Annotated in this window: 16 protein-coding genes and 1 riboswitch; of the genes, 3 read left to right on the top strand and 13 right to left on the bottom strand. The window is 72.5% G+C overall.

Going from position 1 to position 14,749, the window contains the following annotated elements:
* Window position 1 precedes the first annotated feature (1 nt).
* Window positions 2-232 carry a DUF5703 family protein gene (locus IEX47_RS13370; protein ID WP_188784508.1) on the top strand — a complete coding sequence of 77 codons (231 nt, stop codon included), beginning with the start codon at window positions 2-4 and terminating at the stop codon, window positions 230-232.
* Here IEX47_RS13370 and IEX47_RS13365 read toward each other — a convergent pair.
* From IEX47_RS13365 to rpe, 7 genes are all read right to left on the bottom strand, one after another.
* On the bottom strand, window positions 220-1,074 hold the full coding sequence (locus IEX47_RS13365) for a methyltransferase domain-containing protein (protein WP_188784507.1): 855 nt from the start codon (window positions 1,072-1,074) through the stop codon (window positions 220-222). The two genes, IEX47_RS13370 and IEX47_RS13365, sit on opposite strands and share 13 nt — an antisense overlap.
* Before the next feature lie 49 nt (window positions 1,075-1,123).
* On the bottom strand, window positions 1,124-2,443 hold the full coding sequence (locus IEX47_RS13360) for a M20/M25/M40 family metallo-hydrolase (RefSeq protein WP_188784506.1): 1,320 nt from the start codon (window positions 2,441-2,443) through the stop codon (window positions 1,124-1,126).
* 63 nt (window positions 2,444-2,506) lie between these two features.
* A complete protein-coding gene (gene ribH, locus IEX47_RS13355; protein WP_188784505.1) occupies window positions 2,507-2,989 on the bottom strand; it encodes a 6,7-dimethyl-8-ribityllumazine synthase in 483 nt (160 codons plus the stop codon).
* Window positions 2,986-4,278 (bottom strand): bifunctional 3,4-dihydroxy-2-butanone-4-phosphate synthase/GTP cyclohydrolase II, encoded by a 1,293-nt coding sequence (locus IEX47_RS13350; RefSeq protein WP_188784504.1) that lies wholly within the window; start codon window positions 4,276-4,278, stop codon window positions 2,986-2,988. The genes ribH and IEX47_RS13350 overlap by 4 nt, the downstream gene beginning before the upstream one ends.
* Window positions 4,275-4,901, bottom strand: coding sequence for a riboflavin synthase (locus IEX47_RS13345; protein ID WP_188784503.1), 627 nt, complete (start codon window positions 4,899-4,901; stop codon window positions 4,275-4,277). The genes IEX47_RS13350 and IEX47_RS13345 overlap by 4 nt, the downstream gene beginning before the upstream one ends.
* Window positions 4,901-5,980, bottom strand: coding sequence for a bifunctional diaminohydroxyphosphoribosylaminopyrimidine deaminase/5-amino-6-(5-phosphoribosylamino)uracil reductase RibD (gene ribD / locus IEX47_RS13340; protein ID WP_229662866.1), 1,080 nt, complete (start codon window positions 5,978-5,980; stop codon window positions 4,901-4,903). The genes IEX47_RS13345 and ribD overlap by 1 nt, the downstream gene beginning before the upstream one ends.
* 82 nt (window positions 5,981-6,062) lie before the next feature.
* A riboswitch (FMN riboswitch) is annotated at window positions 6,063-6,206 on the bottom strand.
* 182 nt (window positions 6,207-6,388) lie between these two features.
* Complete coding sequence (gene rpe / locus IEX47_RS13335) at window positions 6,389-7,045, bottom strand: ribulose-phosphate 3-epimerase (protein ID WP_188784605.1); 657 nt, start codon at window positions 7,043-7,045, stop codon at window positions 6,389-6,391.
* 86 nt (window positions 7,046-7,131) lie between these two features.
* On the opposite strand from rpe, the gene IEX47_RS13330 reads away from it, so the two are divergent.
* Together IEX47_RS13330 and IEX47_RS13325 are read left to right on the top strand one after the other, a co-directional pair.
* Entirely contained in the window at window positions 7,132-7,410 is a 279-nt protein-coding gene (locus tag IEX47_RS13330) for a hypothetical protein (RefSeq protein WP_188784502.1), read from the top strand.
* 95 nt (window positions 7,411-7,505) lie between these two features.
* Window positions 7,506-8,549: a hypothetical protein gene (locus tag IEX47_RS13325; protein ID WP_188784501.1), complete on the top strand. Its 1,044-nt coding sequence runs from the start codon at window positions 7,506-7,508 to the stop codon at window positions 8,547-8,549.
* 43 nt (window positions 8,550-8,592) lie between these two features.
* On the opposite strand, the gene ligD is transcribed toward IEX47_RS13325, so the two are convergent.
* The 6 genes from ligD to IEX47_RS13295 are packed head-to-tail and all read right to left on the bottom strand — an operon-like array spanning window position 8,593 to window position 14,714.
* Window positions 8,593-9,567: a non-homologous end-joining DNA ligase gene (ligD, locus tag IEX47_RS13320; RefSeq protein WP_188784500.1), complete on the bottom strand. Its 975-nt coding sequence runs from the start codon at window positions 9,565-9,567 to the stop codon at window positions 8,593-8,595.
* Window positions 9,568-9,591: 24 nt separating this feature from the next.
* Window positions 9,592-10,974: an RsmB/NOP family class I SAM-dependent RNA methyltransferase gene (locus IEX47_RS13315; RefSeq protein ID WP_188784499.1), complete on the bottom strand. Its 1,383-nt coding sequence runs from the start codon at window positions 10,972-10,974 to the stop codon at window positions 9,592-9,594.
* Window positions 10,967-11,146, bottom strand: a complete 180-nt coding sequence (locus tag IEX47_RS13310) for a hypothetical protein (RefSeq protein ID WP_188784498.1) — start codon at window positions 11,144-11,146, stop codon at window positions 10,967-10,969. The genes IEX47_RS13315 and IEX47_RS13310 overlap by 8 nt, the downstream gene beginning before the upstream one ends.
* The gene (fmt, locus tag IEX47_RS13305) at window positions 11,143-12,072 is read right to left on the bottom strand and encodes a methionyl-tRNA formyltransferase (protein WP_188784497.1); all 930 of its coding nucleotides are present in this window, start codon (window positions 12,070-12,072) and stop codon (window positions 11,143-11,145) included. Before fmt ends, IEX47_RS13310 begins: the two co-directional genes overlap by 4 nt.
* Window positions 12,072-12,620: a peptide deformylase gene (def, locus tag IEX47_RS13300; protein ID WP_188784496.1), complete on the bottom strand. Its 549-nt coding sequence runs from the start codon at window positions 12,618-12,620 to the stop codon at window positions 12,072-12,074. Before def ends, fmt begins: the two co-directional genes overlap by 1 nt.
* A 42-nt stretch (window positions 12,621-12,662) precedes the next feature.
* Window positions 12,663-14,714 (bottom strand): primosomal protein N', encoded by a 2,052-nt coding sequence (locus IEX47_RS13295; protein ID WP_229662865.1) that lies wholly within the window; start codon window positions 14,712-14,714, stop codon window positions 12,663-12,665.
* Window positions 14,715-14,749 lie beyond the last annotated feature (35 nt).

Raw genomic sequence — 14,749 nt, 5'->3', positions numbered from 1 at the left:
GATGGCCGCAGTCGCACGCAGGGCGCTCAAGCCCGGACTCGAGTGGGAGTTCGACCAGCACGTCCTGCCGCGTGACGCGAGCCGGTCCTTCGTCACCCGCTACCTCGTCGACCTCGCGGAGACCGGCGGCTGGGAGCTCGCCCGCCACGCCATCGGCAACGACGGCGTACGCCGGATCGTGGTGAAGCGCAAGATCATCCGCCAGCAACGACCGCTCTTCTACGTGGTCTGACGGGCGACCACGGCGAACATCGTCACCGCCAGGAACGCCTCCCCGCGCTGCGCCGCCTGCGTGAACTCCGTGACGAAGCGGTCGGCCTCGTCCTGCGTCAACGCTCCCTCCTGGACGGCCAGACCGCAGTTGACCCGCAGCATCACGGGGTCGGCGAGGAGGACGTCGGGGAACACGACCGCCGTCGACCCGATGTCGGCGTCGACGACGAGGCCGGCCTCCTGCAGCTGCGGGCGGAGGTCCCGGCCGGCGAACGGGTTGGGGATGCGCCGCCACATCGACTCGTTGTACCGCCGGAGCACGTCGGGGTCTGCCGGCCGCGCCACGGCCGAGGCCCAGTCGCTGTCGATCACCACAGCACGTCCGCCCGGTCGCAAGATCCGTCCGATCTCACGCGCGGCACCAGCGGGGTCGGGCAGGTGCTGGAAGACGCGTTCGCAGCGCACCACGTCGACACTCGCGTCGTCGAACGGCAGGGCCAGGGCCTCGCCGTCGACGAACTCCGCGCCCGAGTCGGCAGCGCGTGTCTTGGCGACCGCACGGAGCCCCGGGTGTGGCTCGATCCCGACGGCGCGGCCGGCCGGGCGCACGAGCGCAGCCATCCGGCACACCTCGGCGCCCGTGCCGCAGCCGATGTCGACGGCGACATCGCCGGCCTGAGGCGCGACGGCAGCCAGCGACCACGCACGCAGGCGCTGGACCGACGGGAGCCGCTCCTGCGCGTCGAGGACGAAGACCAGACCGGCGAGCTCGGCGTCCGCGTCGGTTGCCACGTGGTCCTTCTGGAACGACTCGCCGCGGAAGTCATCGAGCTCCGGCGGGATCGTGTCGTCGATCGCCATCTGACGATCGTGGCACCGGGTCGCGCGTGCGTCGACCCCAGTCCGTGGGCTACGCCTGGTCGAGGAAGCGGTCGAAGACCCGTGCGCCGAACTCGAGGCCGTCGACGGGCACCCGCTCGTCGACGCCGTGGAAGAGGGCGGTGAAGTCCAGGTCCGCCGGCAGCCGGAGCGGCGCGAAGCCGTAGCAGCGCATGCCGAGCTTGCGGAAGTGCTTGGCGTCGGTGCCGCCGCTCATGAGGTACGGCGCGACGAGGGCGTCGGGGTCCTCCGCGAGCAGTGACCGCTCCATCGCCCGCACCAGTCCCCCGTCGTACGGCGTCTCCCAGGGCTGCTGGTGGGAGACGAAGTCGAAGGCGATGTCGGGGCCGGCCAGCTCGTGCAGCGTCGCGAAGAACTCGTCCTCGAAGCCGGGCAGGAAGCGGCCGTCGACGTGCGCCGTGGCCTGTCCGGGCACGACGTTGACCTTGTAGCCGGCGTCGAGCATCGTCGGGTTCGCGGTGTTGCGGATGACCGCGCCGAGCATGCGGGCCGCTCCCCCGAACTCCTCGACCAGCGACTCGGCGTTGTCGGGCGTCGCCTGGACGCCCGCGACCTCGCCCACGGAGGCGAGCAGGACCTCCATCGTCGGGGTCAGCCGCACCGGCCACTCGTAGGTGCCGATCCGGGCGACCGCCCCCGCGAGCGCCGTCACCGCGTTGTCGTGGTTGATCATCGAGCCGTGCCCCGCGCGGCCCTTCGCGGTGAGCCGCATCCAGGCCATGCCCTTCTCGGCAGCCTCGATGAGGTACATCCGCTGCCCGCGCACGGTGGTCGAGAAGCCGCCGACCTCACCGATCGCCTCCGTGCAGTCGCCGACCAGGTCGGGATGGTTCTCGACCAGCCACTGGGCGCCGAGGTGCCCTCCGGCCTCCTCGTCGGCGGTCATCGCGAGCACGATCGGCCGCTCGGGCAGCCGGCCGGCGCGGGCCCTCGCGCGGATGACCGAGAGCGCCATCGCGTCGAAGTCCTTCATGTCGACGGCGCCTCGGCCCCAGAGGTAGCCGTCGCGGATCTCGCCGCTCAGCGGGTGCACGGTCCAGTCGTGGGCATCGGCCGGCACGACGTCGAGGTGGCCGTGGACGAGCAGCGGCTCGCCGGGACCGTCGCCGATGCGGGCGACCAGCGTCGTGCGGCCGGGGCGGGACTCGAGCAACGTTGACTCGATGCCGACCTCGTCGAGAAGCGCCGCCACGTGCTCGGCGGCCTTGCGCTCCCCCGGACCCTGGTCGGTGCCGTCGTTGGTGGAGTCGATCCGGATCAGGTCACGGCAGATCTCGACGACGTCGGCCGCCGGGTCGTACGTCGGCTGCGGCTGCGCGGCGGTGGGCATGGGGCCATCCAAGCACGCAGGCCCCGACCGTCGCGGACGGTCGGGGCCTGCGTGAGGCGTTGCTCAGAAGCCCTGGCGGATCTTCTTCAGCGTCTGGGCGGTGACGATCGCGGCAGACGTGGCCTCCCAGCCCTTGTCCTCCTTGGAGCCCTCGAGGCCCGCACGGTCGAGCGCCTGCTCGTCGTTGTCGGTCGTCAGCACGCCGAAGCCCACCGGGACCCCCGTGTCGAGCGCAACGCGGGTCAGCCCGTCGGTCGCGGCGTTGCAGACGAAGTCGAAGTGCGGCGTGCCGCCCCGGATGACGACGCCGAACGCGACGACCGCGTCGTACCCCTTGAGCGCGAGCTCGCGGGCGACGATCGGGAGCTCGAAGGCACCCGGCACGCGGACGACGGTGGCATCGGTGACCTGGTACGCGTCGAGGCAGCGCTGTGCACCGGCCAGCAGGCCCTCCATGACCTGCTCGTGCCAGGTGCCCGCCACGATCGCGACCCGCAGGTCCGAGGCGTCCGTGGGTGCTGCGGTGGGTGCGCCGGCGCCGCTCATGAGTTGCCCTCCAGGGTGTCCAGGTCGATGGTGTGGCCCATGCGCTCCGCCTTGGTGCGGAGGTAGGCGACGTTGTTCTCGTTGACGTGCGTGTCGAGCGTGACGCGCTCGGCGACAGCGATGCCGAAGTCGGCGAGGCTCGCGCACTTGTCCGGGTTGTTGGTGATCAGCCGGACGTTGGTCACGCCGAGGTCGCGCAGGATCTGCGTCGCGGCGCCGTAGTGGCGGGCATCAGCGGGCAGGCCCAGGTCGAGGTTGGCGTCGACGGTGTCGCGGCCGTTCTCCTGGAGCTGGTAGGCCTGCAGCTTGGCGGCCAGGCCGATGCCGCGGCCCTCGTGCCCGCGGAGGTAGACCACGATGCCGGTGCCCTCCTCGACGACCTTCTGCAGCGACTCCTCGAGCTGCGGGCCGCAGTCGCAACGCTCCGACCCGAAGACGTCGCCGGTGAGGCACTCGCTGTGCACGCGGGTCAGCACCGGCTCGCCGGCCGCGACGGCGGCCTGGATGTCGCCTCGGACGAGCGCCATGTGCTCGCTGCCGTCGACGGTGACCTTGTAGCCGAACGCCTGGAACTCGCCGTACTTGGTGGGGAGCTTCGTCTCGGCGACGCGCTCGATGAGCACCTCGGTGCGACGGCGGTGCCGCACCAGGTCCTCGATGGAGATCATGCAGAGGCCGTGCTCGTCGGCGAAGTCGCGCAGCTCCTGCGCGCGCTTCATGGTGCCGTCGTCGTTGACGACCTCGACCAGGACGCCGACCGGCGTGAGGCCGGCGAGGCGGGCCAGGTCGACGGCGGCCTCGGTGTGGCCGCGACGGACGAGGACGCCGCCCTCGCGGTAGCGCAGCGGGAAGACGTGGCCCGGGCGGGTCAGCTCCCACGGCTCGGTCGCGGAGTCGGCGAGGACCTTGACGGTGCGGGCGCGGTCGGCCGCGGAGATGCCGGTCGTCGTGCCGTCACGCGCGTCCACCGAGATCGTGTAGGCCGTGCGATAGGCGTCCTTGTTGTGGGGCGTCATCAGCGGGATCTCGAGGCGGTCGAGCATCTCGGCCGGCATCGGGGCGCAGATCACGCCGGACGAGTGGCGGATCGTCCACGCCATCAGCTCCGGGGTCGCCTTCGAGGCGGCGAAGATGATGTCGCCCTCGTTCTCGCGGCCCTCGTCGTCGACGACGATGACGGCCTTGCCGGCAGCGATGTCGGCGATCGCCTTCTCGACGTCGTCGAGGCGTACGCCGCCGTGCTGGGCCTCGCCGGGCTGCGGGGCGTTGGGGTCCTGGACGGTGGTCACTTCGACTGCTCCTTCATGAGCTTCTGCAGATAGCCGCTGGTCAGCAGCTTCTCGACGTGCTTGGCGATGACATCGGCCTCGAGGTTGACGCGGTCACCGGGCTGGCGGCGACCCATCGTCGTACGCGTGAGGGTCTCGGGGATGAGGCTGACGGTGAACGTGTCGTCGTCGCGGGCCTCGACGACGGTGAGGCTGACGCCGTCGATCGTGATCGAGCCCTTGTCGACGAGGTAGCGACCCATGCCGGCGGGCGCCTGGAGCTCCACGAGCTCCCAGTGCTCGCTGGGCGTGCGGGAGACGACCTGGCCGACGCCGTCGACGTGGCCCTGGACGACGTGGCCGCCGAGGCGCTTGTCGGCGGTGACGGCGCGCTCGAGGTTGACCTCGTCGCCGACCTGCAGGTCCCCGACGGAGGTCTTGTCGAGGGACTCCTGCATGACATCGGCGGTCCAGAGGTCGTCGGACTTCGTCACGACGGTGAGACAGCAGCCGTTGACCGCGATCGAGTCGCCCAGGCCGGTGCCCTCGAGCACCGTGCGGGCGCGGATGGTGAGCCGGATCGCGTCGTCGAGGCGTTCGATCGCCTCGACCGTCCCGAGCTCCTCGATGATGCCGGTGAACATCAGTCCTCCTCGTGCGTGGCCAGGCCGCGGAGCGGCGTGCCGTGGGTGGTCAGGGTGAGGCGGACGCAGGTGTCCTCGCCGTCCGCCTCGATGACGGCGACGTCGGTGACCCGCAGGTGCGCCGCGTCGGTGATGGTCTGAATGCCGAGGTCGTCGACCGCATTCCGCCCGGCGCCGAGCAGCACCGGCGCGACGTACACGATCACCTCGTCGACGAGGCCTGCCTTCCAGAACGCCGCGGCGAGCGTCGGACCGCCCTCGAGGAAGACGTGACGCCGCTCCTTCGCGAAGAGCTGGGCCAGCGCCTCGGCCGGCTCGTGGGTGCGCAGGTGCGTGGTGCCGGCGGTGCCGTCGAAGATCCGCGAGCGGGCCGGGAGGTCGCGCAGGCCCATGACGGCCCGCAGCGGCTGGTCGGCAAGGGGCTGGTCGTCGGGGTCGCGCACGGTGAGCTGGGGGTCGTCGACCTCGACGGTGTTGGTGCCGACGAGCATCGTGTCGGCGAGCCCCCGGAGCCGGTGCGTGTCGAGGCGGGCGGCGCGGCTGGTGATCCACTTGCTGGTGCCGTCGGCCGCCGCGGAGCGTCCGTCTAGGGTGGTGGCGAACTTCCAGGTGACGAAGGGCCGCTGGTGCGCGAGCGCGAAGCTCCACACTCGGTTGAGCTCCTGCGACTCGGCTGCCATCAGCCCGTGCTCGACGTCGACGCCGGCGGCGCGGAGCGTCTCCGCTCCCCCGGCGGCCTCGGGGTTCGGGTCGGACTGCGCGAAGACGACGCGGGCCACCTTCGCGGCGATGAGGGCCTGGGCGCACGGCCCGGTGCGCCCGGTGTGGTTGCACGGCTCGAGCGTCACGACGGCCGTGGCGCCGGTCAGGTCGATGCCCTGCTCCTGCGCGGTCGCGATCGCGGCGGCTTCGGCGTGCGCGGTGCCGGCACCGCGGTGGTAGCCCTCGACGAGGGTCGTGCCGTCCGGTGCGAGGACGACGCAGCCGACGCGCGGGTTCGGCCCGAGGGGTACGCCGGGGGTGGCGGCCAGCTCGAGGGCGCGGCGCATCGCGTCGTGCTCTTCGCTCGTGAATCCCATGGCTCTCTGAAAGGTCCGGTCGCGGACTCCAGGGGCTGCCAGCGGGCGCTGTCGGTGCTCGAGGGCGCCGACAGGTGACCTGCTGCGTGCGCTTTCCATCCGGACTCTTACCGTCGGTCCAAGATTCTCACTTGGTCAACCGGCCGCTGGCTGCGGCCGGGTCGCGGACTTCTGGACTGATCCAGTCACCGCCGGTGCGGAATTTCACCGCCCCCAGTGCACGCGAGTGTCAACTCGTCGCGCCCATCCTGACACATGGCTGACGTCTCAACCATGTGGGGTGTGCCATGTGGCCGCACGGGAATTCCGGCGGGGCGATAGGCCCGGCCGGTCAGTCTGGCCGGTCAATCTGGCCGGTCAATCCGGCCGGTCAATCCGGCCGGTGAGTCTGTCTGGTCTGTCGCGCCGTCAGGCGCGGGCCGCCTCGGCCTTCGCGCGGAGCTCGTTGACCATGGCGTCCGGGTCGGCGGCGCTGTACACGGCCGAGCCTGCGACGAAGACGTCGGCGCCGGCCTCGGCGCAGCGCTCGATCGTCTCAAGGGAGACGCCTCCGTCGACCTGGAGCCAGGTCTCGACGCCGTGCCTCTGCATCAGCGCCCGCGTGCGGCGGATCTTGGGCAGGCACATGTCGAGGAACTTCTGGCCGCCGAAGCCCGGCTCGACGGTCATGATCAGCACCATGTCGAGCTCCGCCAGCAGGTCCTCGTAGGGCTCGATCGGCGTGGCGGGCTTGAGCGCCATCGACGCGCGGGCGCCCTGCTTGCGGATCTCACGGGCCAGCCGGACCGGGGCCTTGGCCGCCTCGACGTGGAACGTGACGGAGGCACAGCCCGCCTCGGCGTACGCGGGGGCCCAGCGGTCGGGGTCCTCGATCATCAGGTGCGCGTCGAACGGCAGGTCGGTGTGGCTGCGCAGCGACTCGACGACCGGGAGGCCCAGGGTCAGGTTCGGCACGAAGTGGTTGTCCATGACGTCGATGTGCACCATGTCGGCGCTGCCGATGCGACGGACCTCCGCGCCGAGGTTCGCGAGGTCGGCGTTGAGGATCGACGGGGTGATCTGCATGCACGTGGCCACGGCCGCAGTCTAGGTCTTTCCACAGGCCCTCCTACCCGCTGGATCGGCGGTGGACCACCTGGGTAGTCACAGGCATGACGAACGGATTCAGCGTCGACCCCGGCGAGCTTCCCGACACTGCTGTCGTGCTTGCGGCGGCGGGCTCGGGCCTGCGCGCACTGTCGACGCCACGGAGGGTCGACGCCGGGCGTTCCAGTGACGAGATCGCGGCCGCCGTGCTGCAGGTCGTCCAGGACGCGGCGTCGGTCGGAGGCGGGCTGACAGCGCTGGCTGCTGCCTTCGAGGCCGCTGCCCGGTCGTACGCCGCGACCGATGCAGCCGTCGCCGAAGCCCTGCAGGGTTGGGGTGACTGATGGCCGACTGGTGGCCCACCCGCCTCGACGGCGACCCGACTGCCTGCGGCGCTCTCGCAGCCCGGTTGCACCAGATGGCAGCCGAGGTGGACCGCGTGACCACCGCGGTCTCGCGGAGGGTGGTGACGCCAGTCTGGATCGGCACCGCGAGCGAGAGCGCAGCAGTGCGCGTTGCTGCGGAGGTCGCATCCGGACGCCGGGTCGCGCAGCGCATGCGGATGCTCGGGGACGGTGTCCGCCACCTTGCGGGAGCGCTCTCCCGCGCGGCCGCCGATCTTGATCACGCCCGCACCCGGGCCCTTTCCGACGGACTTGCCGTGACGGCCGATGGGTTCACGGCGCCTGCACACCACCCTGCTGCGCGGGCCGTGCGGGACGTGCGGGACGACGAGTTCCGGGCTCATCAGGCACTGGCGGGTGTGTTGAGGACGGTGACCGCAGGCCCCCTCGCGGAGCGCCTGGTGAGCACCGTCGTGGACGGCGTTCTCCACCTTCCCGGTCCGGACGACGACCTGCTCGGGCAGGGCTCGTGGCTCGTCGGGCTCCCTGGCGCAGCCGACCTGCTGAGCGACACGACGAAGGCGCGGCTCAGAGCAGCCCGTGTGAGCGGAGTGGCGAGGGCGCTCGGCTCGGACAGCCCTCACGTGGCAGGAGCCGCTGCGGCGGTGACGCGCGTCGGTCCGATGGTGAGCCGTGTCGCCAAGGCAGCCGGGCCCGTCGGCAACGTGCTCACGGTCGTCACCGAGGGCCAGGGCCAGTGGCAGGCGGATGCAGACGATCCGCGCCTGTCGACGGCTGATCGAATCGGCCGAACGGCCACGCGCGCGACGCTCGGAGGAGCGGTCGCGATCGAAGGCGCCCTCGTCGGCGCTTCGCTCGGTTCTGCGATTCCCGTCGTCGGCACGGCTGCGGGCGCCGTCGTGGGCGCTGCCGTCGGAAGCTTTGCGGCCAGCGAGCTCGGACGGTCGTCGGTCGACGCAGCCGTCGAGGGCGTTGACGACGCCATCGATCTTGCAGGTGACATGGCGTCGACCGTCGGTGAGGCGACGTCACGCGCCGCAGGTGCCGCGAGCGATGCGGCCGATGCAGTGGGTGACGCTGCGGGAAAGGTCGCCGACAAGGTCTGTTTCTGGAAGTGACCACCGCGTCGCGTGCAATCGCTTTCCCACTGCTCCTCGCCCACTACTCCTCGGCGGCTGGCGCCGACTCCCCTGCCGCGTCGTCGCGGTCTGCCCACTCCAGCAGCGGACCGATGTCCCACGGGTGGTCGTCGATGCTCTCGTGCAGGTCGCCGAGCTCGGCGAAGCGCGCCGGCATCGTTGCGATGGTGAAGTCCTCCGCCTCGCAGTCGGGGATCTCGTCCCACGTCACCGGCGCCGACACGCGAGCGGTCGGCACACCGCGCACGGAGTACGCCGCCGCGATCGTGTGGTCGCGGGTGTTCTGGTTGTAGTCGATGAAGAGCTGCGAGGGGTCGCGGTCCTTGCGCCACCACGCGGTCGTCACCTCGGCCGGCGAGCGGCGTTCGACCTCGCGGGCGAAGGCGTGGGCCGCGCGGCGTACGTCCTGGAAGCCGTGGTCGGGAGGGATCCGCACGTAGACGTGGATGCCGTTGCCGCCGCTGGTCTTGGGGAACCCGACGGCCCCGAGCTCGTCGAGCACCTCGTGGACGATGGCGGCGGTCCGCTGGACCGTCGCCCAGTCGCACTCCGGTCCGGGGTCGAGGTCGATCCGCCACTCGTCCGGCTTCTCGGTGTCGGCGCGCCGGCTGTTCCACGGGTGGAACTCGACCGTCGACATCTGCACGGCCCAGATCACCGAGCCGAGCTCGGTCACGCAGAGCTCGTCGGCCGTGCGGCCCCAGCGCGGGAAGAAGAGCTCGACCGTCTCGACCCACGGCGGTGCTCCGCCGGGGATCCGCTTCTGGTGGACCTTGTCGCCCGCGAGCCCTTTCGGGAAGCGGTGCAGCATGCACGGACGCTCGCGCAGTGCGTTGACGATGCCGGGGCCGACGCTCAGGTAGTACTCGACGAGGTCGAGCTTGGTGGCACCGGTCGCCGGGAAGTAGACCCGGTCCGGGTTGGTCACCTTGACGGTGCGCAGCTCACCGTCGCCGTCGGTCGGCGGGACCTCGATCTCGACGAATGGGCTGGCCATGGCCCGAGCATAGGGGCGCGGGCGTCAGCCGCGGCGGAGCACCGCGAGGTACATCGCGTCGCAGCCGTCGCGGTGTGGCCACAGCTGCTCGGTGCGCTCGACCGTGACGTCGGTGCGTGTGCGCGCCACTGCGTCGACCACCCCGCGCGTCTCCGCGAGGACGGGCGAGCACGTCGCGTAGACCACGACGCCACCGGCCCGGACCGCGTCGACGGCGGTGTCGAGCAGCGCAGTCTGCAGCGGTACGAGCTCCTCGACCTCCGCAGGTGTCTTGCGCCAGCGCGCCTCGGGCCTGCGCCGCAGCGCGCCCAGCCCCGAGCACGGCGCGTCGACGAGGACGCGGTCGAACGCCGCAGAGGCCCACGCAGGCTGCGTGCCGTCGCCGGTGATCACCCCGGCCATGCCCGCGCCTGCCGCGCGAACACCCTGCGCGACGAGCCGGGCGCGGTGGTGCTGGCGCTCGTTGGCGACCACGAGTGCCCCGCGCTGTGCCGCCACGGCAGCCAGCAGGGCGGTCTTGCCGCCGGGGCCCGAGCAGAGGTCGAGCCAGCGCTCGTCGCGGCCCTCGAGCGGAGCTGCGGCGAGCGCCAGCGCGACACGCTGCGAGCCTTCGTCCTGCACCCCCGCGCGGCCCTCGGCCACGGCGGGGATGACCGAGGGGTCGCCGCCACCCAGCTCCACGGCGTACGGCGAGCGGCCGGTGGGCTCGCCGCCGGCGAGGACCAGCTCGTCGAGCGTCGCCAGGCCGGGGCGTGCGACGAGCATGACCCGGGGGGCGGCGTTGTCCGCGGCGAGCAGCGCGTCGAGCTCCGACCGGACGTCGGCGGGCTTCTCCGCGGCCAGCGCCTCGGCGAGGGCGTCGACCACCCAGAGCGGGTGCGAGTGGGCGAACGCCGCGAACTCGTGCACCTTCGTCGGCGCGAGCAGGCGGACCCACTCCTCGAGCGGCTTCTCCCCCACGCGCCGCAGCACGGCGTTGGAGAACCCGGCCGGACCCTGGCCGACGGTGCTGCGGACCAGGTCGACCGTCGTCGAGATCGCCGCGTGGGCCGGCACCCGCATCGAGAGCAGCTGGTGGGTGCCGAGCCGCAGTGCGTCGAGCACCTTGGCCTCGATCCGCGCGAGCGGACGGTCCGCGCAGGCGCCGATGATCACGTCATAGGTGCCCTGGCGGCGGATCGTGCCGCTGACGAGCTCGGTCGTGAAGGCGGCGTCGCGGCCCTCGAGGTCGTACTTGCGGAGCACCTGGGGCAGCAGCAGGTTGGTGTAGGCGCCGTCGACGCGGACGGCCGTCATCACGTCGTACGCCGCGCGGCGGGTGGGATCGGCGGCTGGACGCGGCTTCGGCGGTCGGCCACCCGCCTGCGGAGCCGGGCGGCGGTTGCCCTTGCGGCGCGGGTCAGCCATGGCCGCGCTCCGTGAGGAAGGCCTGCTCGTCGCCGGCCCGCGCCACCGTGTCCGCCGCCGAGCCGGTGCCGACCACCAGCAGGTCGTCGTACGGCGCGCCTGTCGCCGGGTCGACCTCCGTCGGCCCCGGCGCGTGGATGTCCTCGAATGTCGCGGGGCGGCTGGTCGTCACTCGAAGCTCGCGTCTGCGGGGAAGTCCTGGATGCCTCGCGCCCAGTCGGCCGCCGCCATCTGCTTCTTGCCGAACGCCTTGACCTCGCCGAGCTTGACCACGGTCGAACCGGTGCCGACGTAGACGGCGTTCTTGGTGACCTCGAGCTGCCCCGGGGCCAGGTCGGACGTGGCGCCGGGGGTGACGGGCCCGATCTTGATCCGCTCGCCCTGGAACGTGCTCCACGCCCCGGGGAAGGGGGTGCAGGCACGGATCCGTCGGTCCACGCCGACGGCGGGCTCGCTCCAGGAGATCCGGGCGTCGTCGACCTGGATCTTGGGCGCGTAGGACAGCAGCCCCTCGGTCTCCTGCTCGCGGGCCTCGAGCTGGCCGGACTCGATGCCGCTGATCGTCTGGACGAGCAGCTCGGCACCACCCTCGGCGAGCCGGTCCAGCAGGTCGCCGGCCGTGTCGGTGGGCCGGACCCGCTCGGTCATCATGCCGAACGTCGGCCCTGCGTCGAGCTCCCGGACGATGCGGAACGTGGTCGCCCCGGTGATCTCGTCGCCGGCCCAGATCGAGCGCTGGACGGGTGCCGCGCCACGCCACGCGGGAAGCAGGGAGAAGTGCAGGTTGACCCAGCCGTGACGCGGAATGTCGAGCGCACTCTGCGGAAGCAGGGCGCCGTAGGCGACGACCGGGCAGCAGTCGGGGTCGAGCTCCTTGAGCGCCGCCTGGAACTCCGGGTCGCGCGGGTGCGACGGCTTGAGGACCGGGATGCCCAGCTCCTCCGCGCGTACGGCGACCGGTGACGGCAGCAGCTTGCGCCCGCGGCCGGCAGGGGCGTCAGGACGCGTGACGACCGCGACGACCTCGTGGGGCGATGCAGCAAGTGCGTCGAGGGACGGGACGGCGACCTCCGGGGTGCCGGCGAAGACGAGGCGCATCAGAACCCGAATCCGTTGGTGCGGTGGGGCGAGACCTTGATCTGCGGCTGGCCGGCGTCGCCGAACCAGTCGGACTCGCGGATCTGGCGCATGGCGGCCTTGCGCGCGTCGGTGTCGAGCTTGTCGATGAAGAGCACGCCGTCGAGGTGGTCGGTCTCGTGCTGGATGGCCCGGGCGAGCAGCTCCGAGCCGTGGATGGTCAGCGGATCGCCGTGCATGTCGAAGCCCTGCGCCACGACGGACATAGCGCGCTTGCACTCGTAGGTGAGCTCCGGCAGCGAGAGGCAGCCCTCGAGGCCGTCCTGGATCTCCTGCGAGAGCTCCAGGGTCGGGTTGATCAGGTGGCCGACCTCGCCGTCGACGTTCCAGGTGAAGACGCGCAGCGAGACACCGATCTGGGGAGCGGCGAGCCCGGCGCCGGGCGCTTCGAGCATCGTGTCGGTGAGGTCCTGGACGAGCCGCTGGAGCTCGCGGTCGAAGGTGGTGACCTCGGTGGCGCGCTTGCGCAGCACCGGGTCCCCGAAGAGGCGGATCGGCTGGACGGCCACGGAACTCCTTCACTGGATGACGCAGGAGAGTCTAGAGAGGGGTCAGAGGGTGACGGGATCGACCTGCACGCGCACGGGATCGAGCCGGCGAGCAGAGCGGAGGCGCTGCAGCTCAGCGAGGGCGTCCGTCAGCCCCTCTCCGGCCGCCCACGGCACGCGCAGCACGGTGCGGACCACGTCATCGCCGTGCTCGACCGGGCCGAGCACCTCGGTGCCGGGAGGTAGCGACAGCACCGTCATCGCGTCGTCGACGGCGCCCAGGGTGCCGGTCAGCGTCGCGACGCGGCAGGCGGGCGGCATGTGGGCCGAGGCGCGGTCGGCGAGCTCGCGCTCGGCGTGACCGACGGGGTCCCACCGAACGAGCGCCTGCAGGGTCGGGTCGGCGGCATCGCCCACGGCGAGCACGCGCCCGCCCGGGTGGACGACGGCGGACGCCGTCATCCAGCGGCGGAGCGCCTCCTCGCGCACGCGGAGGTCGGGGCGGGCGAGCATCAGCCAGGTGTCGAGCAGCACGACAGCGGCGTAGCCCTCCGCTGAGGGTGGCTCGGCACCCGGTGTCGCGACCACGATCGTGCGGGGCGTGGAGGGAGCGACGTCGAGGATCCGGTCGCCGCCGGAGGCGACCACCCGCGCGCCCGGGAAGGCACGGCCCAGCTCTTCCGCGGTGCGGACCTCGCCGACGACGGGCGCGCGCAGGCCGCGGTGCCCGCAGACCCGGCAGGCCCAGGCTTCTTCCGCGCGCCCGCACCAGCCGCAGGTGGGCGGTGCGGTCGGGGAAGCCAGCGTGAGAGGGCCGGCGCACGTTGCGCAGCGAGCGGCCGTGCGACACCGCTCGCAGGCGAGCGCGGCGGCGTAGCCGCGCCGCGGTGTCTGGACGAGGACGGGGCCGGCGTCGAGAGCCGCCCGCAGGAGCTGGTGGACCTGCTGCGGCAGTCGCGCGCTCCGGGCGAAGGGGTCGCGCTCGAGGTCGCGGTCGGTGGCGCCCGCCACGGCCACGGAAAGGGCAGCGCGCAGGGCCTCGCGCGCGGGCGCCAGCGACCGGGCGAACCCGGTGCGCACGAGGAGCTGCGCGTCGGGGGTGCGGCTCAGCCCGCCGACCAGCAGGGCGGCCCCCTCGATCTCCGCGCGTGTGCGGAGCACCTCGCGCACGTGGGGGTACGGCGCGCGGGGCTCCTCGTGCGAGTCGTCGCCGTCGTCCCACAGGATCACCAGACCCAGGTCACGGACCGGCGCGTACGCCGCCGCGCGGGTGCCGACGACCACGTCGACGCCACCCCGCAGCACTGCCAGGAAGTCGCGGTAGCGCTGGGCAGGCCCGGCGTCGGCCTGCAGCACGAGGTGCCGCTCCACGACGGGAGCGAGCCCGTCGGAGACGATCTGCGCCTCGCGCGCATTGGGGACGATGACCAGCACTCCCCTGCCGCTTGCGACGGTGGCGGCGACGGCGGAGGCGATCTGGAGGACCCACGTCGGCCGCCCGCGGAGAGTGCCGGGCGTCGCGGACCACACGGCGCGCGGTGCTGCCCCCGCCGCGAGCGAGGTGACGAGCTCGACACCGTCCTCCACGGTGGCCCACGGCTGCGCGAGCCGAGCGTCGTAGCGCTGCGCGACGGCGCCATGAGCCTCGGGCGCGGGCTCCTGCTCGACGGTGGCGTGGCGAGGCGGCACGGCGAGCCGGAGCAGGTCCCCGCGGGACCCGGCGTAGCGCGCGGCGATCCGCGTGACGAGCTCGAGGACCTGGGGCTGGAGGACGGGCACGGGGCTGACGGTGCGCCGCAGCGGCTGCAGCCGCCCGTCGTGCTCGCTCGCGGCGGCACGCTCCACGACGAAGCCGTCGACGTCCTTGCCGGCGAACCGGACCTTGACCCGCGACCCCGGCACAGCGTCGTCGGCCATCGTGGCCGGCACGAGGTAGTCGAACGTGCGGTCCAGGTGCGGCAGCCCGGTGTCGACGAGCACCCGCGCAACGGGATCGACCGACGCGCTCGTCACCGGCGCGGCGGCCTTCGCGGCCCGCGTCCTGGCCGCCTTGACCTGCGCGCGCACGAGCCCGGGCACCAGCTCGGGCTGCTCCTCCTCGGTCACGCGGCTCACGGGCAGAACTCTGGCAGAAGCACCCGACAACGCAG

Source organism: Nocardioides phosphati (assembly GCF_014646375.1).
Taxonomy (GTDB): domain Bacteria; phylum Actinomycetota; class Actinomycetes; order Propionibacteriales; family Nocardioidaceae; genus Nocardioides; species Nocardioides phosphati.
This window is presented reverse-complemented; position numbering and strand designations above follow the sequence as displayed.